The 24509-nt window shown below is 28.9% G+C and carries 20 protein-coding genes; 1 reads left to right on the top strand and 19 read right to left on the bottom strand.

The genetic code is table 11. From position 1 onward, the window contains the following. Positions 1-237: 237 nt before the first annotated feature. Both F3K33_RS10600 and F3K33_RS10595 read right to left on the bottom strand, forming a co-directional pair. Entirely contained in the window at positions 238-1350 is a 1113-nt protein-coding gene (locus F3K33_RS10600; RefSeq protein WP_023976983.1) for an amidase domain-containing protein, read from the bottom strand. Between the two features lie 33 nt (positions 1351-1383). Beyond that, positions 1384-2286 carry a M15 family metallopeptidase gene (locus F3K33_RS10595; protein ID WP_023976984.1) on the bottom strand — a complete coding sequence of 301 codons (903 nt, stop codon included), beginning with the start codon at positions 2284-2286 and terminating at the stop codon, positions 1384-1386. A gap of 371 nt (positions 2287-2657) precedes the next feature. Between F3K33_RS10595 and F3K33_RS10590 the strand changes: the two genes are divergently transcribed. After that, on the top strand, positions 2658-4067 hold the full coding sequence (locus tag F3K33_RS10590; RefSeq protein WP_023977034.1) for a peptide MFS transporter: 1410 nt from the start codon (positions 2658-2660) through the stop codon (positions 4065-4067). A 63-nt stretch (positions 4068-4130) separates the two neighbouring features. On the opposite strand, the gene F3K33_RS10585 is transcribed toward F3K33_RS10590, so the two are convergent. The 17 genes from F3K33_RS10585 to F3K33_RS10505 all read right to left on the bottom strand — a co-directional run bounded on the left by F3K33_RS10585 (position 4131) and on the right by F3K33_RS10505 (position 24475). After that, positions 4131-5186 (bottom strand): alpha/beta fold hydrolase, encoded by a 1056-nt coding sequence (locus tag F3K33_RS10585; protein WP_051144857.1) that lies wholly within the window; start codon positions 5184-5186, stop codon positions 4131-4133. Between the two features lie 124 nt (positions 5187-5310). Continuing rightward, complete coding sequence (locus F3K33_RS10580) at positions 5311-5652, bottom strand: hypothetical protein (protein WP_039771948.1); 342 nt, start codon at positions 5650-5652, stop codon at positions 5311-5313. A 723-nt stretch (positions 5653-6375) separates the two neighbouring features. Further along, positions 6376-6558 carry a hypothetical protein gene (locus tag F3K33_RS10575; protein WP_023977037.1) on the bottom strand — a complete coding sequence of 61 codons (183 nt, stop codon included), beginning with the start codon at positions 6556-6558 and terminating at the stop codon, positions 6376-6378. Positions 6559-6682: 124 nt separating this feature from the next. Beyond that, the gene (locus F3K33_RS10570) at positions 6683-8839 is read right to left on the bottom strand and encodes a sensor histidine kinase (RefSeq protein WP_243141324.1); all 2157 of its coding nucleotides are present in this window, start codon (positions 8837-8839) and stop codon (positions 6683-6685) included. Beyond that, complete coding sequence (locus F3K33_RS10565) at positions 8814-9518, bottom strand: response regulator transcription factor (RefSeq protein WP_017212614.1); 705 nt, start codon at positions 9516-9518, stop codon at positions 8814-8816. The genes F3K33_RS10570 and F3K33_RS10565 overlap by 26 nt, the downstream gene beginning before the upstream one ends. 939 nt (positions 9519-10457) lie before the next feature. Then, positions 10458-11711: an HD domain-containing phosphohydrolase gene (locus F3K33_RS10560; RefSeq protein WP_023976190.1), complete on the bottom strand. Its 1254-nt coding sequence runs from the start codon at positions 11709-11711 to the stop codon at positions 10458-10460. Between the two features lie 743 nt (positions 11712-12454). Continuing rightward, the gene (locus F3K33_RS10555) at positions 12455-14341 is read right to left on the bottom strand and encodes an endonuclease MutS2 (RefSeq protein WP_023976191.1); all 1887 of its coding nucleotides are present in this window, start codon (positions 14339-14341) and stop codon (positions 12455-12457) included. A gap of 624 nt (positions 14342-14965) precedes the next feature. Beyond that, positions 14966-16474 (bottom strand): IMP dehydrogenase, encoded by a 1509-nt coding sequence (locus tag F3K33_RS10550; RefSeq protein WP_023976192.1) that lies wholly within the window; start codon positions 16472-16474, stop codon positions 14966-14968. A gap of 491 nt (positions 16475-16965) precedes the next feature. Beyond that, positions 16966-17226 carry a DUF1883 domain-containing protein gene (locus F3K33_RS10545; protein WP_012058339.1) on the bottom strand — a complete coding sequence of 87 codons (261 nt, stop codon included), beginning with the start codon at positions 17224-17226 and terminating at the stop codon, positions 16966-16968. A 210-nt stretch (positions 17227-17436) separates the two neighbouring features. Continuing rightward, complete coding sequence (arsB, locus tag F3K33_RS10540; protein WP_023976193.1) at positions 17437-18486, bottom strand: ACR3 family arsenite efflux transporter; 1050 nt, start codon at positions 18484-18486, stop codon at positions 17437-17439. 28 nt (positions 18487-18514) lie between these two features. Next, a complete protein-coding gene (locus F3K33_RS10535) occupies positions 18515-18928 on the bottom strand; it encodes an arsenate reductase ArsC (protein WP_023976194.1) in 414 nt (137 codons plus the stop codon). A gap of 26 nt (positions 18929-18954) precedes the next feature. Then, positions 18955-20703, bottom strand: a complete 1749-nt coding sequence (gene arsA, locus F3K33_RS10530) for an arsenical pump-driving ATPase (protein ID WP_023976195.1) — start codon at positions 20701-20703, stop codon at positions 18955-18957. Between the two features lie 55 nt (positions 20704-20758). After that, on the bottom strand, positions 20759-21145 hold the full coding sequence (arsD, locus tag F3K33_RS10525) for an arsenite efflux transporter metallochaperone ArsD (protein WP_023976196.1): 387 nt from the start codon (positions 21143-21145) through the stop codon (positions 20759-20761). Between the two features lie 73 nt (positions 21146-21218). Next, positions 21219-21536, bottom strand: coding sequence for an ArsR/SmtB family transcription factor (locus tag F3K33_RS10520; protein WP_023976197.1), 318 nt, complete (start codon positions 21534-21536; stop codon positions 21219-21221). A gap of 412 nt (positions 21537-21948) precedes the next feature. Beyond that, a complete protein-coding gene (locus F3K33_RS10515; RefSeq protein ID WP_039771945.1) occupies positions 21949-22554 on the bottom strand; it encodes a YdcF family protein in 606 nt (201 codons plus the stop codon). Between the two features lie 41 nt (positions 22555-22595). Then, positions 22596-23396: a histidinol-phosphatase HisJ gene (gene hisJ, locus F3K33_RS10510; RefSeq protein ID WP_023976199.1), complete on the bottom strand. Its 801-nt coding sequence runs from the start codon at positions 23394-23396 to the stop codon at positions 22596-22598. A 602-nt stretch (positions 23397-23998) separates the two neighbouring features. Beyond that, positions 23999-24475: a GNAT family N-acetyltransferase gene (locus F3K33_RS10505; RefSeq protein WP_023976200.1), complete on the bottom strand. Its 477-nt coding sequence runs from the start codon at positions 24473-24475 to the stop codon at positions 23999-24001. Between the last annotated feature and the right edge of the window lie 34 nt (positions 24476-24509).

Here is a 24509-nt window from a genome sequence, read left to right as displayed (position 1 = left end):
CCCCCCTTAATGATTAATATCTGATTTGTATTATACTATAATAATTTGATTATATAAAACTATATTACAATGCACAGTTCACAATTCACAGTTCCAATTAGGGTTATTCTTGCAATATTTTTTAGACTTATATCTATGAAGAAAACATTTTGAAATTAGTTGTTACACAAATTTTATTCTTTTAATTTCAAATAAAGCCTTAAAGTGCATTTAATTACCCCTTAAGGCAAATTTTATTTAGTAATGAACTCTAATAAGCCAAAACTTAATTTTTTTATCACTCCATCCTAAATCCCATGGAACATTATTTCTATCCGTATTATGACATGTTACTAAAGAATATCCTTTAGAATCGACTCCTGTAACTGTCGATACATGGGTTATATCACCTTTCTTTTCGTATGCTATGAAATCTCCTGGAAGTAATTTATAAGAAGCCTTATATACCTTTTCATAACTTCCTCTAGCAATTACCGATGCTCTTCCGCTATTAATCATATAATGAGTGAACTTACCGGCATTTACCCAAGGACCTGTCGCACTCCCTTTGTCATAGTTCCATGTAGAATTTTCCTTGAATTTTCCTCCTTCGCGTAGTATTTGTGACGCAAAATTTGCACAATCTCCACCCTCTGGATTAAAATCTCTATATTTATTGTTATACTTAAAGCCATATTCCTCAATAGTTGCCGCTCCACAGTACCTTTCTGCATATTCCTTTGCTCCTTTTCTTTTTTCATTAATATTGGAAATATCCCTAAGAGGCTGTGATGATATATATTGTTTAATCTCATCTGCTTTAATATTTTCTAAACTTAAGGAATCAGCAAATGGATCTGTATACCACTCCTTTGTTATTATCCAATTATTATCTCTCTTGCTTAATTGAAAAGAATGATAGGTCCCCATCCTTGAGCTATTTATAGCTTCCGGCTGATCCGGATATATGTACTTATACTCTGTATTACAAATTAAACTAAAAGAGCATTTATTATCTCCAATTTTACATTTTTTGATTACCACTTTAGGAATTATATCCACAAATTGTATTCCCTGCTTTTCTGCCCAGTTATTAATATATTTGACCTTTTTCTCCTCATATTCATATGCCCATTGACCATATCTAGTATCGGTAGCATATAAAGCTTTAATTGAATCCAAATCTTTGCTAAGTATAGCTTTATTTTTTATTGCAAATATATTTTCTACGATACTTTTCACCTCATTGTCGGTACTAGCATCAGCAAATACAATGCCACTTTTATCACTAGTAATCAACGATAAAAATACAATGAATACTAAGATTATCATAAATTTTGACCGGTTTTTTTTGATTTTAGAGAGTCGCATCTATCATACCCCTTTCTAAATTAAGTCATTCTGTTACAATTTATTGTTAATTATTTCAATATACTTATTAGTTTCTTCGTTTAGAGGAACACCTTGGAACCATTCATCATTTTTATTCCAATTAGCAAAATATCTAGCTTTTAATATTATTTCTGGTCTATATTCAAAATGCAATATATCAAAATGTCCCCATTTTCCTCCCCACACGAAATTATTCTTTTCAAATGCTTCCACTAGTTCTTTAGGGTAATCAGAGAGTCTTTCCTTTCCAGCCTTTTCTGAACTCCACTTCCAATAATCTCTCTTATCACTTTTAAGATCAATTGCGATTCCATATGAATGTGGGCTTAGCCTTCCAGTTCCAGATATGACTCTATAATTAAATGTTCCGCTAGCAGGGTAAAGTATACTACCTATATCTGATCTTGATTTTGCTAAAGGCATTAATTCTTTTAAAGCTGCTTCTAAAGACGCATTAGCATTATTTTGCTTATTGAATTGATAATTAGTATATCCATACTTTAAGCTAGCTAAGTTTTTTTCAATTGCTCCCTTAGAATTTCCATATACTTCGCTTAATAACTCGTAATGTCTAGCTCTACCAGGATCAAAATTTTTATCCATGATCTCTGTATTTTTTTCTAATGGGTAGTCTTGCTCTAACATATCTTGTAAATCAGGATTTGTTAATTTTACTTCATGATTTTTTTCCTTTTTATCATCATAAATAATTTTCTTACCTGATTTCATAATTATGTAAACTTCATCATCACTTTTCTTTTCTACATCTACTATATGTTGAGGATATGATAACATAAGAATCAAAATATCCTGCTTCATCTCTGTTTGGTAATCCCTATCTTCTGATGCCCTTGAATCTATAGGAATGCTAAAAATAATAAAAAAACATATTATAAAATTACTAATTTTTCTTATCAATTATATTTCACCACCTTTTTAATCGTATAAATATATACTGTCCCAAGAATAAACATACTATGTACAATAATTTCTTATAAAAACTTAGTAAACAAATTTTAAAAATACATAAAAAAATCATATTTTTTAATTAATATCAAAAAATATGATTTTTTTATGAAAAGCTATCATTTTTTAATATATTGCTAATTCAACAACTGTTTTTAGGGATTCTATTATTAAATTTTTTATATAGAATATTTAATTTTTCATATAAATACCACTATTACAGGTTATAATTTAACATTTTTATAACCAAAAATTTGCAAGTTGTCGAATTTGTTGCTAAAATTGTTATGTTAATAAAATATCAAAGAAAGAGGTTTATTATGGAACTTAAAAAAGACAGCGATATAATGATGAAAGAAGTTTCATCAAACGGATCAAGCAAAATGAAACACCCACCAGGTCTGTATATGTTATTTTTTACAGAAATGTGGGAAAGATTTAGTTACTATGGTATGAGAGCATTGCTTGTAATGTATTTAACTACAGAATTTATAAGAGGTGGACTTGGTGTAGATAAGGTATCTGCAATGACTATATATGCAAATTTCACATCTCTTGTATATCTTACACCACTAGCAGGCGGATATATCTCAGATAGATACTTAGGACAAAGAAAAGCTATCACCATTGGAGGAATAATAATAGCTCTTGGACAGTTAACATTATTCTCAAACCAAAGTATGACTACATTGTACATAGGTTTATTTTTACTTATAATCGGGAATGGTTTCTTTAAACCAAATATTTCAACAATGGTTGGTCATTTATATGCTGATGGCGATAAAAGAAAAGATTCAGCTTTCACTATTTTCTACATGGGAATAAACGCCGGATCATTTTTAGCACCTCTTATATGTGGTACATTAGCAGAAAAAACAATGGCTACTACACAAGCAGGTGAAATTATACACTACGGATTTAGATATGGTTTCTTAGTTGCAGGACTTGGAATGATTTTAGGACAAGTAATCTTTAATGGATTAGCAAACAAATTCCTTGGAGATATTGGTAAAACACCTGTAGGTGTAGCTAAATCTAATTCCAATGATAATAAAGCAAAAGCTAAACCATTAACTACAAAAGAAAAACATAGAACTGCAGTTATTTTAATATTAACAGCTTTTGCTATAATATTCTGGACAGGCTTTGAACAAGCTGGAAGTTCACTTACTATATACACACAAGATTTTATAGATAGGTCAGTTGGTGGATGGGAAGTGCCAGTATCTTGGTTCCAATCACTAAATCCATTGTTTATATTAATACTTGGAATACCTATATCAAAGCTATGGTACAAATTAGCTTGCAGCAAGAGTGGTGATTTAAGTATTCCTCAAAAGATGGCAACAGGTTCAATACTATTAGGACTTGGTTTCTTACTTATGGTTGGTGCTGTTATGCAAAGAGGCGGAAATATAGAAGACACTGCTATTAAAGCTAACATGATATGGCTTGTAGGAACTTATTTCTTCCATACTGTTGGTGAACTTTGCTTATCACCAGTTGGGCTTTCAATGGTAAGTCAATTGGCGCCAGCTAAACTTGCATCTTTCCTAATGGGTGTATGGCTTCTAAGCAGCTTTGTTGCTAATCAAATAGCAGGAAGACTTGCTGGTTATACAGAAACTTTAGGACACTTACAAATATTCGCTGGAATAGCTGCTGTTTCAATTATAATGGGAATATTATTCTTATTATTTAATAAAAAATTAGCAGCAATGATGGAATAGTATATTATGAATAGAAGCTTGTCTTTATATGCAAAGACAAGCTTCTATATTTTGTTTAAAAAATTATACTTTATCATAAAAATCTAATAATTCATTTAAATACGGTTTTTGAGTTTCATCTTTTTCTAGATATATTTCATGTCTAGAGTTTTCTATCTTTTCTATTTCGCAATTCTTTGCGCTACTTGCGAATTTATTTTGTCCTTCTGCTTTTACATAAGTATCATTATCAGCTTGAAATAATAATATTGGAATTTCTACTTTCGATGCATTTTCTGTTTTTATAATTTCCTTCGTTGTATCAAAGGCTTCTTTTGTCCAATTATAGCTAGCACCACCTCTTTGAAGTTCTTTGTTATTAGCTACTATATCATGACTATATTTATAACGATTCAAAGAACTTGTCCCAATCTCATTTTCCTTATACTCTGGTGTATATGCTTTCTTACCTAAAACGTAATTTCCACCATTACCAATAGCAACTTCAAATTCTACTATAAAATCAGCTAGAAATCTTGGTATATTTCCGGTGTTAACTTCAAGCATGGGAGCACTTAATACCGCAGCATCAAAATAATCTGGGTAATCCTCTATGAATTTTGTTCCACTAGTTCCCCCCATTGAATGAGCAAACAATAATACCTTTTTACCTTGATTATTGGGCATAACAACTTCATCCATAAATTTTTTAAAATCAGTTACATATTGATCGAATTTTTCTACATTCACTTGGGTTTTATCAGCTATTCCAAGTGTGCCGGATCTGCCATGACCTCTATGTTCAATTCCGAAAACATTATATCCTTCTTTTAAAAAATAATATATTAATTCATGATACTTCTCTAAACTCTCAGTATATCCATGAGATATTACTATATTAGCCTTTGCATTTTCTATATTGTATTTTTCATAGTACAATTTAACGTCCTTATCTCCATATATGTATCCAGATTCCAGTTTACTTTTTATATATGGTTCGACTTTACTTTTCATATCTTCATTGTAATTATACTCAGATATATATATTTCATCTAATTTACTATTTATTTCAGCAGCATTAACTTTAATATTAAAAGTATTTATATTGACAAATAGCTGTACTATAAGTGAAATTAGCATTAAACCAATTTTAAATCTTTGAATATTTCTATTACTATGCTTCCCCAATTGTTTTACATCCCTTCTTATACATTAATTCATTTTATAAAAGAAAAAGCTGTATCAACAGCTAATTATCCTATAATTATTCTAATATAGAAATTACCCACTTATTACATGCTGTACACTTATGTACTGTTATAACAAATAAATCAAATCTCTTATTTAGATCCATAACTCCTAAAGCGTCTCTCTCCTCTTTAGTAATAAACTCATCATTTTCATCAATATATCCAATTATCTCCACCAGATAATTTTTCTTTGTCTTATCACAACACCCATTAGAACCTGCAATTTCTATAATCTCATAACTTAAATTTTCACTTAATTCATCAATAATACCAATTATGTCTTCATAATCTTTTATATCATCAACAAAATCCTCTTCATAAAACTCTAAATCTTTAATTTGAAATAATTTATTCATACATATCGCTCCTATTTTTATTTATATATGTTGCAATTCACAACTCACAATTACGGCTAAAATTCTTGCAATAGTTTTAGAATCATGATGAAGAATTATTTTTGCAATATATATATTTTTTAATATAAAACAGTAATTTCATACTAAAACATTATAATATGTTAACTTTCTTTTAGCAAACCAATTCGATTCAAATAACTTATAACCGATATACAAATTTAAAATTATATTACGTGTGTTAACTTGCCGAAATCATAAATATTTTGATTCCGAAAATCTATGAAAATATTTTCTCCACAAATATATTTATGATTTCTAGTTAAAGACATGAACTTAAACTTTGGGCAAATTTATAAATATATTCATGAAATAAGTGAAGTATAATTGCATAAAAATATAGTAGACTCATCATTTTTTCAATAAGATGAATCTACTATATTTAATGTTGCTCTTCTTTATAGATATCCAATTTGAGAATTATACTTATAGTTTGAAAAATCTGCTATATCAGAAAGGACAGGTACTCTTTTGTGCAGTGTTACATTAGAGAATATGTTGCAGGCATTTCTTCATCATAAGTTGTTCCATTTTGCTTGTCACGAGCTTGTCTCGGGAGCATGCTGAAATGGTGCAACTTATGATGTTAGAAAGCCTCAACTTATTCTCAGTAACCGAAACAACAGAGTACCTGTCCTTTCGGCAGATTATCGCATAAGTCTAAATTTAATTTTGTTCTTCTTTAAGTTTTTTTAATTTATTTTGAACTAACCATAACTTCTTTTGCTTTCTATTAAATGCAACCATTCTGTTTTTATTATTTTTGTTTTCATCAATTAACTTTATATATTCTGCATCTGCAATTTTTAATGCATCTTCAATTACTAAAAGTTCCTCCTTGGTAAACATAATGCCTCCTTTATTAACTAACAACCTATTATTTTTTTGATTTTGCCGTCTAACATAAGTATATTAAAAATCACTTAACTAGTAAAGCTGCATTAGTTTATTGTCAACAGATTAAATCTACTCATTACTTATTAAATTTAATTACAACCTTAAATAAATCTCCATCTATCTCTATATTAAAAGTTCCACCTTGGACTTCCACAAAACTCTTTGCAATTGCAAGACCAAGACCAGATCCTTCTGTATTCCTTGATTTATCTCCTCTTTGGAATCTATCTACAATATCAAATGGATCAAAATTCAACTCTTCTGCAGACATATTTTTTATTGTAATCTCTACATTTTTCTCATGATCTATTATGTCTACATATACTCTTGATCCCTTCATAGCATATTTGACTACATTTATTATTAGATTTTCAAAAATTCTAAAGGTTTTTTGGCTATCAAGATTTAATATCACCTTACTTGCAGGGTAACTATTTTTTAATATTAACTTTGAATCCTTTATTTTATCATCTAATTCAATTTGCGTCTGTCTCATTAATTCTACAATATCTACATTCACTAAGTTTAGCTTAATATCTCCACTAGTAGCCTTACTTACTTCAAACAAGTCTTCAATCAGAAATTTTAATCTTTGTGATTTTTTATCAATTGTATCAATATACGATTTTCTTTCTTCTTCAGTTAAATTATCTTTTTTTAATAAATCAGTATAAGTTATTATTGAAGTAAGAGGTGTTTTTAAATCATGCGAAACATTTGAAATAAGTTCAGTTTTCATTCTCTGACTTTTAACTTCTTCACTTACCGCTTTTTTCAAACCATCTTTTATTTTTTCAATTCTATCTTTTAGTGGATTGAATAATCCTAAATCATCCTCTATTTCTACTTCTAAATTACCGCCAGCAATTCTATCTGCTTCATTTAAAAGTATACTAAACTTATTCCTTATATCTCCATACTGTTTTCTAATTGAATGAAATAATATCATATTATAAATTAATGCTATTACTATTCCAAAAAACCAGAAAATACAGCAGATTAACATTATTATCAAATTTACGCCAATAACTTTTATAATGAACTTATTGGATTTATCATTTAAATCTATATGCTCTATATAATTAAATACATTACTGAATAGCTTTTTAATCTGCCTAGAAATCTTAATTATTAATAAGTTTTCTTTTAAGTATTTAATTACTCCAAAATTTATTATGCTTTTTAATAACATGACACCTGCAAATATAATATAAATAGCTGCCATCCACATAATTATATTTACTGAAATTACTGTATAACTTTCAAGATTTTTATCCATTCTTGAGCCAATTAAATTTATAGCGAATCTATTTCTTAAAGTTTCTGTTACCGTAAGTCCTAATACAGTTCCAATGACAATTCCACCTGCTCCAAAAATAAAGCAATTAATCTCAAAAGGAATTTTCGAGAAATATTTAACTCCAAATACTTCCTTACCATTTTTATAAGGAATTAGTAAACTAAGTATTAATATAATACTTACTATTCCTAAGAGGATAGCTACCACAGATGCAATATTCATTTTATTTTGTGATTCATCTATCTTTCTGCTTAAGGCATCTGTATATTTAAGGTCTTTAGGAATTCCATAAATGAAAGTTACATTCTTAATAGAATTAAATTTAACATTATCTTCAGTAATAAGAGGATAGCCCCAAATTTCTCTTATATTTAGGCCTGAAAATGCATTTTTTACGATATTTGCATCAGCACCGTAAATATTACTTATTGACATTAATCCAGTGTTATCATATTTTACGGTCATGTACCATAAATATTTATCCTTTAAATTATTGACTTCACTATCAGATACTAATTCCTTTAGATCATTATTTGTATTTGTAATATTTATATCATCGCTATACACTAAATAATCAAGATTTTTATAGTTATTATTCAAATTATTCTTCCACTCACTCAGTTCATAGTTAAAATTTCGAATAATATTATCCTCAGTATCATTATGTGTATCATAGGATGATATATAAATTTTATCACCTGATAATTCTTCATGGTTTGTCTGTCCTACAAGATCTTTATATAAAGCATAATCATTTTTATAAATAGTTCTTAAGAAATCATCTTCTTCAAATGGAGATTTAGGCTCTGCTTTTGACCATCCCCTCATGTTAGGATAAATATTAAATATTCCTACTGACATTATTAAAAATATAATAAATGTTACTAAATTTGTAACATATGATTTTTTACTGTTTTTCAATTTTGTATCCAACTCCCCATACCACCTTTAAATATTTTGGATTCTTTGTATCAATCTCTATTTTTTCTCTTATATTCCTAACGTGAACCATTACTGTATCAGTATTTATGGCTTCCTCATTCCACACTTTTTCATATATTTCTTCTGCTGAAAAAACTCTTCCTGGATTTTTCATTAACAATTGTAATATTTTAAATTCTATTGGTGTAACTTTTATTAATTCTCCATCAAGAATCACTTCTTTTGTATCATTGTTTAATTCTAGACCACCAATTGAAAATACATTACTTTTTTGTTCAGCTCCACTTACAACACTTAAATATTTTGAATATCTTCTAAGCTGCGAATTGACTCTAGCTATCAACTCCATTGGATTAAACGGCTTAGTTACATAGTCATCCGCTCCAATATTAAGGCCTAGAATTTTATCCATCTCCTCTGATTTTGCAGTAAGCATTATTACAGGAAAATCATAATTCTCACGGAGTTTCATCACCATTGTTATTCCATCCATCTTTGGCATCATTATGTCAACTATTGCTAAATGCAAAGTTTGATTTTCTATTATCTCCAATCCTTCTATTCCATTGCTTGCTCTATAAACATTGTAGCCCTGGTTTTTCAAGTATATCTCTATTCCATCACATATTTCTTTTTCATCTTCAACTATTAAAACATTATAAAAATTCATTATTCTTTAACACCCTCACTTACTATAATTTACAAATAATATTTGATTCATATATATATTGTAATGCACAATTCACAATTCACAATTACAGCTAAAATTCTTGCAATATTTTTAGAATTGTCATGAAGAATTATTTTTGCAATATATATTTAATTAATCTCATAACCTAAATTAAAATTCCTATTCTTATTTAATTTGGAATAAAATTCACATAAAATTTATTATATATCATATGTGAAGCATTTCCAAACTTACAAATATACTTTCCTACTAAATTTATTTTATTAAATTTGATTGTAAATTATAGAATTAAAGATTCTACCATAAGCACCTCCTATTCTTAGATTATATATGCTGCAATAATGTACTTGCATTTAACTCCTAGTAATCCAAACGTTAAATTAAAACAAAATGTATAGATAACCAAATTAAGAGTTCAACTTATTAGATGAATGTATTTACAAAGTTACTAAAACTTTAAGTTCATATATTCACTAGAAATCATAAATATATTTGTGCAGAAAACATTTGAAAATGAGCTGTTAAAGGTTCTTAGCTGTAGGTTGTTCCATTTTAGCTTGTCAAGCTGAAAGTTGGAGCATGCTAAAGTGGATACAACCTGCTGCTTAGAACCTTCAGCAATATTTTCATAGCTTTTCGGAATCAAAATATTTATGATTTCGGTAAGTTACTACATAAATTTAGTTTTAGAGTTGGATATCTATAATCTCAATTACAACATATTTATTTTTTATATACTGATTAGCTACAACTAAAATATACAATTGAAAAATAAAGATAATTTACAATTAAATCGAAAGAATTTCTAAAGAAATTTGGAAATCCTATGAAAAATAACTTTTCAACTAAAAATCCCAAGCAATTAATTATATAGCACATATAATTAATTGCTTGGGATTATATGATATTCACTTATTTTTACGAGAATTTTTTTAATAATTGTTTATATTCAGTCGTTATATTTAGATATTTTGCCATTAAATCACTAGCCTGCTTTTTTGCCTCATCAATTATAAAATCATAATTATCTATAAGCAAATTAGTGATATGTAAATCAATTTTATTATCCTTAGCCATATTATTTAGAATTTTTATTATCCTATCTTTACTAAATTCCTCTTTATAACTCCTTACTCCTAACAAGGCACTAGTAATATCCCCTATTGCTACTATTCTCATTTCTTTAGTTAATTGGTCTCCTTTTAGTCCAAACGGATAACCCGCACCATCTAACTTCTCATGGTGAAATGTTCCTATATCTCTTATATCATCTATATTTAAATCACTTAAAATCTCATATCCTATAATAGCATGGCTTTTCATAATTTCAAACTCTTCGTCTGTAAGTTTACCAGGCTTTTCTAAAATTTCTACTGGAATAGCAATCTTTCCTATATCATGAAGTGCAGCTGCTATTTTAATTTTTGATAAAGTTTTCTCATCTAACCCACACAACTTTGCAATTTGAAAACTTACAGCTTCTACTAATATAGTGTGTTTAACTGTTGCTTCACTTCTAAAATCAATTGAATAAGCTAACATTTTACTATACGATACAACTTCATCTCTTGTAAGTATTCTAGTACCAAAAAAATCATACAACTCATCAACATAAGTTTTATCTATTAACTTTTCGATAAAATTAAATTTTCTATCTGCTTCCATCAATAATTCTATATATCCATTTGAATATTCTTCTGCATGATTCCTAATAAAATCTTTCGTTAATTCTTTTTTTGATAAATATACCCTATCAATATAATCGGCAAAACTTAATATCATTCCTTCTTTAGATAGAATATCCATGTGCTTGTCCTTAAAATACTTACACGTAAAATGATGGCTTAGAACTATATTATATAAATTAGGTAACGGAGAAAAATATTTTATAAATAATGAACCATAGATAGCATGATCAAACGGAGTTTTTACATCAATATCAACAAGCTTATCTCTTTCCGCAACCTTATATGCACCAATATCGTGAAAAATTGATATGACACAAATTTTAAGCATATCTTCATTACTATAATTTCCTTTTGCTTTTAATAAATTTAACATTATATATGCAACTTTTTCTCCATGATTCAAAAGTCTTTTGTCCACAGAATTAATAGCTCTATGAATGATATGAATCATTTGCTTTAATGTAACTTCCAAGTTTTCCTTCATATGTTTCCTCCAATTCATTCAGTAACAGTAAAATTATCACCTATGACATGTGTAATAATCTGTTCATATTATAGCATTATTATTTACCAATAAAAAGGCTTACTTAATACATGTTTCCTGAATTAGAAAGAATTAATATATTATTGTGCTTTTTATAAAAAGAGATTATCTTATTGGTTTATACACCTTTATAAGATAACCTCTTTTTAATATATATATTGCAATTCGCAATTACGGCTAAAACTTTTGTAATCCTTTGAGAATTATAACGAAGAATTATTTTTACACTATATATAATTGTTCAAAGCGTTGAAAACACTACAAATTGTTAACTTTTTATATTTTTTCTTTAAAAATATTTTCACTTTCAAATTTTTAAGTTCTTTCCTTCTTAAGAATTTAAGTTCTTAGATTCTTAAATTCCTTTATTCCTAAATTCTTATATTCTTTACTTTTTAACTTTATAGATAGACAATTTAAGAGCTCAACTTACAGTTAGAATATACTGCTATACTAGAAATTAAATACATTTTTATGAAATAGGCATTTGAAAATCTCGCTGCCAAAAGCACTTAATTGAAGCTTGTTCCTCATCAGCTTGTCACGTTATAAACGGGAGCAAGCTAATGTGGATACAAGCTCCTATTTAGTGCTTTCAGCGAAATTTTTCATAGCTCTGTGGAATAAAAATGTATTTGATTTCGTTGAGTCATCGAATAAATCTAAGTTTTAACGTTAGATATCTATATACCTTCCTGTTTTCTAAATTTTTTTAGTCCTTTTTTAGATCCTCTTTCAATGTCTCTATTAAGTTTTCTTTCTTTATAGCTTGAAAATAGCTGACTCATATCATAATCTTTAGGATATAATTCTTCAGCACTAATTTCAAGTTTAAGCCTTCTGTAATTTACTTCTATAAATTCATTATTAAATAAAACAGTTATATTATTTAATCTATCAATTTCTTTATAGACAATTCCACTTGCATCTTTATCAAGCAGTAATACTTTATCTCCAACTCTATAAATATACTCATGAGTTTCGGATTTTTCTATTTCTCTTTTAGGAATTTTACTTTCTTTTACTAAATTATAATTATAATCTTTTGTTTGAATATATTTTCTACTTCTTTCAATTATATTATCACTAATACCCATTTTTCTTGATATATATAGGGCATTACTGTCTCCGCTTTTTCCTATATGAAGTTTATATAATGGCTCCAAAGTATCTCTTTTAAATTCCATAGCTGCATTTTCGAAGTCTGGATGATTTTGCGAAAAGTTTTTAATTTCCCCATAATGAGTACTTGCTACTGTAATGCACCCCTTATGATAAAATTCTTCTAAAATTGCAATAGCAAGTGCGGCTCCTTCATTTGGTTCTGTGCCACTTCCAATTTCATCAAAAAGTAATAATGAATTTCTACTGCTTTCTTTTAAAATCTCTGCTAAATTTTTTACATGAGATGAAAATGTACTTAAAGCATTTTCTATACTCTGATTATCACCAATATCAACAAAAATATCATCAAATACTGCAATTTCAGTATTTTCATGTGCACTTATATGAAATCCACTTAATGCTGCTAAAGTAAGTAATCCAACACTTTTTAATACAACTGTCTTTCCGCCTGCATTTGGACCAGTTATTATTAAGCTTCTATATTTATTTCCTATTTCAAAATCCAGTGGAACGCATTCTTTAATTAATGGATATTTTCCCTTTATTATTTTTATATAACCGTAGTCATTAAGCTTGGGCTCGATTCCGTTTATTTCCTTGCTATATTTTGCTTTTGCAAGTATCATGTCATATTCTGAAATAACTTCTATATTTATTTTTATTTCTTGATGCTTTTGAAAAATCATTTCACTTAAGGTAGATAATATTTTGTATTCTTCAATGCTCTCTTCAGCCTTTAAAGTTATTAATTCAGTTGTATATTTTGACACTGAAGCTGGCTCCATAAACACTGTAGTACCTTTTGAAGAAGCTTCAACTATAGTCCCTTGTACATGATTTTTATAAGCAGCTTTTATAGGAACTGTATATCTTCCATTCCTTATACTAACAAAAAATTCTTGCATATACTCTTTATTGCTTGGATTCTTAATAAATCTTTCTATCTTTTCTTTTATTTTTTCCTCACAAAGCTCAATGCTCCTACGAATTTTTTTAAGCTCCTTTGTAGCATTAGAATCAACAATGGTTCCTCTAATAGCTATATTTATTTCATCTTCAATATATTTTAAGTCTGTAATATTTTCTCCATATGCACTTAATGTTTCTGCATATCCTTCTTTATCTTTAATGAATGCTTTTACTTTTCTGCATCCTCTAAGAAAATCTCCTACCGTAATCACTTCTGAAGGTTCCAAAACCCCACCTTTTTCTATTTTTTCAATTAATGGAGATATATCAAATACTCCTTCAAGGGGCATATGATAAGATGCATCGATTAGTCTTCTCCCTTCAGAAGTTTCTTTAATCATTCTTCTTACTTGTTTTATATTATTACTTGGAACTAATTTATCAATCAACTTTTTTCCCAAGTTACTTACACAAAATGATTTTACAATGTCTTTTAATTCTTTATAATTTAATTTTTCTAATGTGGCATTATTCATTTTTTCATTTCCTTTTCTTATATATTCAAGCCACGAATAAGGTTATAGATTTCAAAATAGAGTTACTTAACAAACCAATATTTAATGCAATGTATACATTCATCAAATATTTATCTATGTTGCAATAATAAAATTACACTTAGTATGTTTTCAGGATAAGTAAATTCTTGCATACAAAATGTGTAAAAACAATTGCAATACATATATAGTTTAAGTTTTTAAATAAACAAAAAAGCTGTGGATACCTCCACAGCTAAAAAATTCAACATCAAATAAAGATAGAAATATACCTATCTTTTGAAAGCAAATTCGTGGCTCGTATCTTTTAATAGTTATAATTAATTCAACAACAAATAAAAGTATAAAATACTTCTTTTTTGAATTAATATTAAATTACTATAATTAAGATACTAAACACTCACAAAAATACTTCCTTCCAATGAAATCTATATACTATATGATATGACATGGATTAAATAATGTCAATTTTAATTTTTTATTATTAAAACATTTAATATTAACTATGAGTAATTTCATATTTTAATTTGCAAACTCTCTATAATTCCTTGCGAAACAGTTGAACTGCATCTTGTAAGTTTGAAATTACTTCATAGTATATTCTCTTTACTGTTGAGCATTATAGTGATTATCTTTTAACATTACATCATGAGAACTTCCTTCTACGATACTTGTTGCAGACACTAATGTTATTTTTGCATTCTTTTGAAGTTCTGGAATAGTAAGAGCGCCACAGTTACACATTGTAGAACGAACTTTGTTAAGTGTTATACTTACATTATCTTTTAAACTTCCAGCGTATGGAACATATGAATCAACACCTTCCTCAAAAGATAATTTCTTATCTCCACCAAGGTCGTATCTTTGCCAATTTCTTGCCCTATTAGAGCCTTCGCCCCAATACTCTTTCATGTAGTTTCCGTTTATATTTACTTTATTAGTTGGACTTTCATCAAATCTGGAGAAATATCTTCCTAACATAATAAAATCTGCACCCATAGCCAATGCTAATGTAATATGGTAATCATGGACAATACCGCCATCAGAGCATACAGGAATATAAACTCCTGTCTTTTCAAAATATTCGTCTCTAGCCTTAACTACATCGATAAGAGAAGTTGCCTGCCCTCTGCCTATACCCTTTTGCTCACGAGTTATGCAGATAGATCCACCGCCTATTCCAACTTTAACAAAATCAGCTCCTGCTTCCGCTAAAAACATGAACCCGTCTCTATCAACAACATTTCCAGCTCCGACTTTTATGTTTTCTCCAAAATTCTTATGTATATAATCAATTGTTATTCTTTGCCATTCTGAAAATCCCTCAGATGAATCTATACATAATACATCTGCTCCAGCCTCTATTAATGCTGGTACTCTTTCAGCATAATCTCTAGTATTAATACCTGCTCCTACTATGTATCTTTTTTGTGAATCAATAAGTTCATTTGAATTTTCCTTATTGGCTGAGTAGTCTTTACGGAACACCATGTATTTTAACTTTTGATCTTTATCAACTAATGGCAGCATATTTAATTTATTATCCCAAATAATGTTGTTTGCTTCTTTCAAGCTTATATTAGCATCAGCATATATAAGTTCACTAAAAGGTGTCATAAATTCTGAAACCTTAGTACTTAAATCCATTCTAGTTATTCTATAGTCTCTACTTGTTACAATCCCAAGAAGTTTTCCATTTGGAGTCCCATCTTCAGTAACTGCCATAGTGGAATGTCCTGTTCTCTCTTTTATTTCTACCACTTCTTCCAAAGTAGTATCAGGTTTGATATTAGAATCGCTAGTAACAAATCCTGATTTATAGTTCTTAACTCTTGCAACCATAGCAGCTTCATTTTCAATTGACTGAGATCCATATACGAATGAAACTCCGCCTTCTTTTGCTAAAGCTACTGCCATTTTATCATCTGATACGGACTGCATTATCGCCGAAACTAAAGGTATATTAATGCTTAATGATGATTCTTCGCCTTTTTTAAACTTAACAAGAGGTGTTTTCAAACTTACATTTTGTGGTATGCAGTCTACAGAAGAGTAACCTGGTACTAATAAATATTCTCCAAAAGTATGGGATGGTTCATTAAAATAATATGCCATTTTATCTTACTCCTTTTACATTTTAGATATTTTGTATATAATAATATATTTATCCTGTTATTGTCAATGTAAAACAAGATCTATTTACTTATTTTAAAATACTACCAAAATTTACTTTAAATTTATATATAAATGTACGCTAAATAATGCCTATTAATATATAGATATCCGACTTTAAAACTATATTTATGCGGTAACTTGCCGAAATCATAAATATTTTGTTCCGAAAAGCTATGAAAATATCGCTGAAAATTCTAAGCTGCAGATTTCACCACTTTAGCATGCTCCCGCTTTCAGTGTGACAAGCTAAAGTGGAACAATCTACAACTAAGAATCTTAACAGCTCATTTTCAAATGTTTTCTCCACAAATATATTTATGATTTCTAGATAAGATAACCCTTTATATATAGTAAATATGTTCACATAATAAGTATAATTAATAATTTGGACATCTATAGTTAAATAACATATTAACTAATACATATGTATTTTATCTAAATACTTTTATAGAGTAGTTTAGAATTCCTGATCCTCCGCCTAAATCTATCACAATATACCAGTGACCAGAACTTGGAACTGTAATATTATATGGTGAGCTATCAACTGGACCACCATAGTATTTAAAACTATTATTATTTCTATACCTAATAAAATTATTACCATCTAATAAATAAATATTTACCTTTCTGTCAATAGTAATCCCTAGTATATCTCCTTTTCTAAAATTACCTTCCTCATAAGAATATTTCATAATATTTTTAAAACTCCTTTCTTAAATTACATAAAACACTTTCGAATATACAATAGATTCCACATATAAATATAAAGCTATAATAGCACAATTTATACTATTATAGCCTTACAACTATTGATTTATATGCAAATTTTATAAATTAATGACTCTATATATTTCACAACAAGCTCTATATATTTTTATTAACTGTAACTATCAATATCATTTCTATTTAGAATATGAGAAATATTTTCTTCCCCAGTGAAGTGCTACATTTACTAGTCCTATCATTACTGGAACTTCTATTAATGGTCCTATTACTGCTGCAAAAGCAACTCTTGATTGAATTCCAAATACTGCTACTGCAACTGCTATTGCAAGTTCAAAGTTATTGCTTGCAGCTGTAAAAGATAAAGTAGTAGTCTTATGATAATCTATGCCTGACTTATAACTAATGTAAAATGATACAGAAAACATTACTATGAAATATATTACAAGTGGTATAGCTACTTTAATAACATCTAAAGGTAATTCTACAATATATTTTCCTTTAAACATGAACATAACTACAATTGTAAATAATAAGGCTATTAGAGCTAATGGACTAATTTTAGGAACAAATTTTTTTACATACCATTCTGTTCCCTTCATAGGTTCTAGTATAAGTCTAGTAACCATTCCTAATAAAAAAGGAATACCAAGATAAATTGCAACAGACGTTGCCACTTGTCCCATGGAAATATGAATCTCATATCCTGTAAGTCCAAAAATAGGTGGCAATACAGTTATGAAAAAGTATGCAAATACAGAATAAAATACTACTTGGAATATTGAATTAAATGCAACTAATGCAGCAGCATATTCACTATCTCCATCTGCTAAGCTGTTCCAAAGAATTACCATAGCTATACATCTTGCAAGTCCTATAAGAATAAGTCCTGTCATTAATTCCGAATCAGATTTTAAAAATACAAAAGCAAGTATGAACATCAAAATTGGCCCAATAAACCAATTTTGTACTAATGATAATCCAAGAACTTTTGGATTTTTAAATACCTTTCCTAATTCCTTATAATTTACTTTAGCAAGTGGTGGATACATCATAACAATAAGGCCTATAGCTATTGGTATTGATGTTGTTCCAATAGATAAACTCGCTAATCCTTCCGATAGGGCTGGTACTCCCCATCCTAACAATATTCCTAGCGCCATGGCTGCAAATATCCAAAGAGTCAAATATCTATCTAAGAATGATAACCTTGATGATTTATTACTCAATTTTAAAATTCCCCCTATTTTTAATTTACTATTCTAATTTAATTTCATTATTCTCAATTCTTCTGGCTAATTCTTTTACCTTTTCTTCTATTGTTTTAGCTGTTTTTATAAATTCATCATCACTTTTTCCACTTGGATCTTCTAAGCCCCAATCTTCTCTATGCTTAGATGGTAAAAAGGGACATTGAACATTACAGCCCATTGTTACCACTATATCCACCTCAGGAATATCTGATAAAAGCTTTGATTTTTGAGTTTCATTCATATCAATGTTGTATAAATCCTTTATGATCCTTACTGCATCTTGGTTTATTTGAGGTTTTGTTTCTGTTCCTGCTGAATAACTTTCAAAAACATCATTTCCATAAAGTTTTCCTAGTGCCTCTGCCATTTGTGATCTGCATGAATTGTGGACACAGATAAATGCAACTTTTGTTTTCATCTTTTTTATCTCCCCTTAAAATAATTTTATTGAATTAAGTTAATTAAGTTATTTCCTCTTACGTCTTCTGCCTTCCATTCTATTACCGCAAAGTTTCCATTAGAAATTTCATCAACTTTGTTAATCCACTGAATTTCATTACTTGCCTTTACCTTTAAGATTTCATTGGTTGTATCAGTTGCATAAAGACTTGAATTGATTATCCACCATTTGCTATGAATCTGAGCCCTATCTAAATCCTTTTGAAGTCTCATGGCTTCATAAACAGGAGTTGTTTCAGCCAAAGTTACTATAACTACTTCAGTTTCACTTTCATTTCTTAATCTAGGCAATAATTTTATTACTGACTCTGGTATATCTCCTTCTGATCTAGAAATTTCTTTATTATAACTTTCTGTTGAATCTAAAAGAAGTAAAGTATGGCCTGTTGGCGCTGTGTCTATTACTACAACTTCATTTTCTGATCTTTCAACAATTTCAGCAAAAGCTCTAAATACTGCTATTTCTTGAGTACAAGGCGATCTTAAATCTTCTTCAATATATTCGATATCTTCATAAGTCATATTGTTTTCTCTTGCCTTACCTATAACTTCTTGTCTGTACTTTTCGAGTTCTTCTTTTTCGTCAATGTTACTCAAAGATATTCCATAGCTTTCATCTAATACAAATTTCAAGTGAGCCGCCGGATCTGTAGTTGTTAAGTGAACCTTCTTACCCTTTTTTGCAAGTCCTAGTGCTATAGCTGCTGCTATAGTTGTCTTACCTACTCCGCCTTTGCCCATTGTAAAAATAACTTTTTTGCTACTATTATATAGATCCTCAATGACATCTTTTAATTTTGGCATAGCCACTGAATTTAAAGATTCCTCACTAATTTTAATATAATCTTTTTTAAGGAAAGCTCTTACGTTTTCAAGCCCAGTTATATTATAAGGTCTTAGAGGAATTTCAAAAGTTTCGATATCCTTAAATTTAGGTGGCATATTACTTAAAGCTTTTTGCTGCTTTTCATAAATAGCACTTGAGAGTTCATCATCATGATTTTGAAGTACACCATTTATAACTAATATTTGATTGTTTACTCCTATTTCTTGAAGTTCACTAGAAGCTCTTTCTGCCTCTTTTAGTGGAGAAGTTTCAGGACGAGATACAAGTACAAGCGTTGTTTTCTCTCCATCAGCTAAAGTATCTACTGCACTTTTGTACATCTCTTTCTTTTCTTCAAGTCCTGCAAGCTGGCCTAAGCATGATGCTCCATGAGTGCTTTCATTAATAAAATCACTCCATGCAGAAGGTAATTGTAACATTCTTAAGGTATGCCCTGTTGGTGCAGTATCAAAAATGATATGATCATATTCATTGAATACTTTTTCATCAGTTATCATAGCTGAGAACTCATTAAATGCTGAAATTTCAACAGTACATGAACCTGATAATTGTTCTTCCATATTATCTATTACTGCTTGTGGTAACTTTCCTCTATATGGAGCTATTACACTTTCCCTATATTCAGCCGCTGCAGCTTCTGGTTCAAAATTTGCAACAGTTAAGTTTGGGACTTCCTTTATTTGAACTCCTTTATTATTTAACTCTGTATTAAATACATCTTGAAGATTTGATGCTGGATCAGTACTTACAAGCATAATCTTCTTTCCTTGATCCGCTAAATTCACGGCTACAGCACAAGCTGTTGAAGTCTTACCAACTCCACCTTTTCCAGTAAAAAATAGATACTTAGTTAAGTTCAGCTTTTCAATATCAAACAGTTTCAACATAATTTACTCTTCCCTTCTACTTAAGTGTATCGATTTATCCTAATGAACCTAATTATTAGCAGCATCCACCTTTACATCCACAGCCTTTAGCAGGCTTTTTTATACTGGCTTTCTTTATATTAAGCTTCAAAGTATCTGCTGGTATACCTAATAAAACACAAAATTCTTCGTTAGTTGGATAACTGCCTTCCTTAACTACTACTCCATCTACCATAGTTACAGGTAAAGCTTCAATGCCTTTGGTGTTTAAAATTTCATTTATCACTTTATTATCTACAAATATTTGAGGATTACTTGTTAAATTGTGTCTTTCCACTACTATACCTTTGTTTTTTAAAGTATTAAGTGCAGTTGAAACTCTCAATAATTCTTTATCTACAGATGGCCCGCAAACACCTGTTGAACAACACATAGCTGGATCAAAAATAATCATTTTTTTCATTTTTATTAACTCCTTTACAATCATAATTTTTATATTTAAATTTGATTTACAGATACATTTAGTTTTTATCTTCTTATTTACAAGTACATTTACTCTTATTATTACAAATACAATCTTTTGTTTCTGTCACAAGGTTCATCATAAATAAAGTAAGTTTATTGCAATTATTTAAATTTAAGCTATAGTAATTCCAAAGTCCTTCCTTCCTAACTTCTATAAGACCACAATCACTTAATACCTTCATATGATGAGAAAGTGTTGGTTGAGTAAAATCAAAATATTCTAGAATATCGCATGCACATCTTTCACCACATGATAATATATCAATTATTTTCAACCTGCTTGAATCAGATAACGCTTTGAAAATTTTTGAATTTTCATCGTAATTCATTCTATTTCACGCCTCCTATATAGACATCTATCTATATATAATATAAAACTTCATCTATATATTGTCAATCCAAACAATATATTTTAACTTTCTATTAACACTAAATAAACAACAATCTATATAGTCACTTTATTCAGTAATTAAATTATTGTTACAAAATACTCTATATTTTTTCACTGAGCCATGAAATTTTAAAACTTTTAAAAATAGATAATCCCATAAGCAACTATCAAGCTTCTTATGGGATTCATAACATGAATTATATAATATTATTATCAATTCTTTATAAAATTATCTATACTGTGTGATATTTCAAGGTAGGAGTTGATAAATCAAAATTTTTAAAGTACATATGTTACAATGCACAATTCAGGATAGAATTCTTGTAATATTTTTAGAATTAATAAAATATTTAGGACCAAGTAGGAATTGCTTTCTTAAGCTGTCCTCCACAACGTGATAATTCTCCCATAACCTTATCAATTCCATTCTCAGTTTTGAACCAATTTTCCTTAGTTATTCCGTCCACATCTATTGGACATACAAAGAATTTTGTCTTTGGATATGCATAACTATAAAACATGAGACATCTCTTGGCATGAAATGATTTGCAACATATTATGGCCTTTTTTATATCTAAATTATAGTTATCAGTAACTTCCTTTGACTTAAAGGCATTTTCCTTTGTCCAAGTTGCACCATCTTCTTTTAATATTGCGCTACTATTAACTCCATTTGATATGGCTATTTCTCTCATAAACTCCCATTCAGTGTTATATGATCCACTATATATTTCAGCCTTAGTTATTGGTCCTGCAAAGTATCCTTTTGACATGCTATATTTTCCTGATGGAAGTATGTATGGTGCATATCCATCTATCCAAAGTTTTGAAGCTTTTTCTGCTGGCTCCGACCATGAGCTGCCAGGTACAAAAATAATATCACATTTTTCTGGTTTATCCTCAACAAAAATAAAAGATGTAATTTCTTTAATAAAATTAATACCTTCTAATGACATACCTCACTCCTCAATATAGTTTTACGGCTGCTATCTGAAATTTATTCTTTATCAAAATCTCTTCCAACATCACTTGCTGTGTGAGAATCTGATCCGTATACTTTTTTAATCCCGTACTCATCTATCAACTGTTTAAAAATATCTGATACATAGATTTCACCGCAATATGGCTTTCTAAGGCCAGCTGTATTTACATCTACTTCATAATTCCTTGATTTAATTTCTCCTACTATTTCTTCTAAAAGTTCTTTGTTTTTATATTCTAATGGGTATAATTTATTGAAAATTCTAATTAAATTGGGATGCCCTACACGATGAGGCTTATACTTTCCTAAGTCTGATTTTATTGCTTTAAGCAAAGTCTCATAATACTTATCATAAACTTTTTCAGTGGTACCATAAAACTCTAAAGCTCTTTCAAAGCCTTCTTTTCCATCAATAGCCACATATTCATTATCCATTTTTATAAAATGTACAGAAATTAGCCCATCTTCTAATTTTGGACCATAGGAATTAAGTAGTCTTTTAGTTCCTTCTTCATATCCATCAACAAAATCAACTTCTAGTCCTATATTTATTTTGATTTTGTCTTTATATTTTAATTTTATTTCTTCAACATCCTTAAAATACTTCTCTATTACTTCTTCATTTGGAGCACATTCATCTTGAAATTCTTTGTCATCTATAAAATAACATGGAAAAGGCATGTGTTCAGTAAATGTTATTTCCTCTAATCCCTCTATTAATGCTTTATCAACATACATTTCAAAACTATCTTTAGTTCCATGAGGACAATATGGCGAGTGCATATGTCCATCTCTTACTATCCTTTTATTATTCATAATATTATTAAAAGAGAGGATTTAATACGCTCTCCTTTAATTCTCACTTCCCTTCTATTGTAAAATATGATTTATATATGTTGCAATTAAGTTTCTACATTTTGCCTTAATAGGGCACTTAGCATACTAGAAGTTTAAATGTAAGTTTATTATTGCAACATATATAGATATCCATCTCTAAAACTAAATTTAGGTGGTAACTTACCGAAATCATAAATATTTTGATTCCGAAAAGCTATGAAAATATCGCTGAAGGTTCTAAGCAGCAGGTTGTATCCACTTTAGCATGCTCCAACTTTCAGTTTGACAAGCCAAAATGGAACAACCGTTAGCGGAAACTCGACTCACGTTCGTTCACTGAGTAAGCGATTCTCACCAAATCAAAGATTTGGGTTCTCTGCTTAAGAACCTTTAACAGCTCATTTTCAAATGTTTTCTCTACAAATATATTTATGATTTCTAGTGAAAATATGAACTTAAAGTTTTAGCAACTTTGTTAATATGTTCATCTATATATGAACAAAACTTATAGAGGCTGTCTTTAATGAAAATTGCAGCTTTCTGCTAGCTTAGATCATAGGCAGCAATATTATCACTTCTAATTATTTTTCATATTCATACATATTATAATTACATTCGCTCATCCCAAGTGATTCATATGTTGCTTTAGCATTTATATTTTCTTTTTCTACATACAATCTTATGCCAGCTATTCCATCATTATTATCACATATATTCTTAACATTATGATACAACTTCTTATAAATACCTTTTTTTCTATACTCAGAATCTACATATACACTTTGCACCCAAAGAAACATACCATTTCTCCAATCACTCCATTCATATGTAAACATAATTTGTCCAACTACTCTACCATTTATTTCATAAACATAGTATTGTCCTTTTGATGAATCTTCTATCATCGCTTTAACACCATTGCTCAAAATTTCTAAATTAAGTTCTTTATCCTCTGTTTCTTTTGCTAAATTGTAATTAAATTTTACTATGGTTTCCAAATCTTCAATTCTTGCTTTTCTTATGTTTCCTAAATTATTGTCATTATTAATATTACTCATTTCTTTCCTCCATATATCCAGACACATTCAAAAA

The organism is Clostridium beijerinckii, from assembly GCF_008705175.1.
GTDB lineage: Bacteria > Bacillota > Clostridia > Clostridiales > Clostridiaceae > Clostridium > Clostridium beijerinckii.
The sequence above is the reverse complement of the archived record's forward strand: the minus strand, read 5'-3'. Positions and strand labels throughout refer to the sequence as shown.

Coding starts and splice junctions, on each gene's coding strand:
- F3K33_RS10600 (WP_023976983.1), bottom strand. CDS start 1,350: ATGCGACTCTCTAAAATCAAAAAAAACCGGTCAAAATTTATGATAATC.
- F3K33_RS10590 (WP_023977034.1), top strand. CDS start 2,658: ATGGAACTTAAAAAAGACAGCGATATAATGATGAAAGAAGTTTCATCA.
- F3K33_RS10585 (WP_051144857.1), bottom strand. CDS start 5,186: ATGCTAATTTCACTTATAGTACAGCTATTTGTCAATATAAATACTTTT.
- F3K33_RS10580 (WP_039771948.1), bottom strand. CDS start 5,652: ATGAATAAATTATTTCAAATTAAAGATTTAGAGTTTTATGAAGAGGAT.
- F3K33_RS10575 (WP_023977037.1), bottom strand. CDS start 6,558: ATGTTTACCAAGGAGGAACTTTTAGTAATTGAAGATGCATTAAAAATT.
- F3K33_RS10565 (WP_017212614.1), bottom strand. CDS start 9,518: ATGAATTTTTATAATGTTTTAATAGTTGAAGATGAAAAAGAAATATGT.
- F3K33_RS10560 (WP_023976190.1), bottom strand. CDS start 11,711: ATGAAGGAAAACTTGGAAGTTACATTAAAGCAAATGATTCATATCATT.
- F3K33_RS10555 (WP_023976191.1), bottom strand. CDS start 14,341: ATGAATAATGCCACATTAGAAAAATTAAATTATAAAGAATTAAAAGAC.
- F3K33_RS10550 (WP_023976192.1), bottom strand. CDS start 16,474: ATGGCATATTATTTTAATGAACCATCCCATACTTTTGGAGAATATTTA.
- F3K33_RS10545 (WP_012058339.1), bottom strand. CDS start 17,226: ATGAAATATTCTTATGAGGAAGGTAATTTTAGAAAAGGAGATATACTA.
- F3K33_RS10535 (WP_023976194.1), bottom strand. CDS start 18,928: ATGAAAACAAAAGTTGCATTTATCTGTGTCCACAATTCATGCAGATCA.
- arsA (WP_023976195.1), bottom strand. CDS start 20,703: ATGTTGAAACTGTTTGATATTGAAAAGCTGAACTTAACTAAGTATCTA.
- arsD (WP_023976196.1), bottom strand. CDS start 21,145: ATGAAAAAAATGATTATTTTTGATCCAGCTATGTGTTGTTCAACAGGT.
- F3K33_RS10520 (WP_023976197.1), bottom strand. CDS start 21,536: ATGAATTACGATGAAAATTCAAAAATTTTCAAAGCGTTATCTGATTCA.
- F3K33_RS10515 (WP_039771945.1), bottom strand. CDS start 22,554: ATGTCATTAGAAGGTATTAATTTTATTAAAGAAATTACATCTTTTATT.
- hisJ (WP_023976199.1), bottom strand. CDS start 23,396: ATGAATAATAAAAGGATAGTAAGAGATGGACATATGCACTCGCCATAT.
- F3K33_RS10505 (WP_023976200.1), bottom strand. CDS start 24,475: ATGAGTAATATTAATAATGACAATAATTTAGGAAACATAAGAAAAGCA.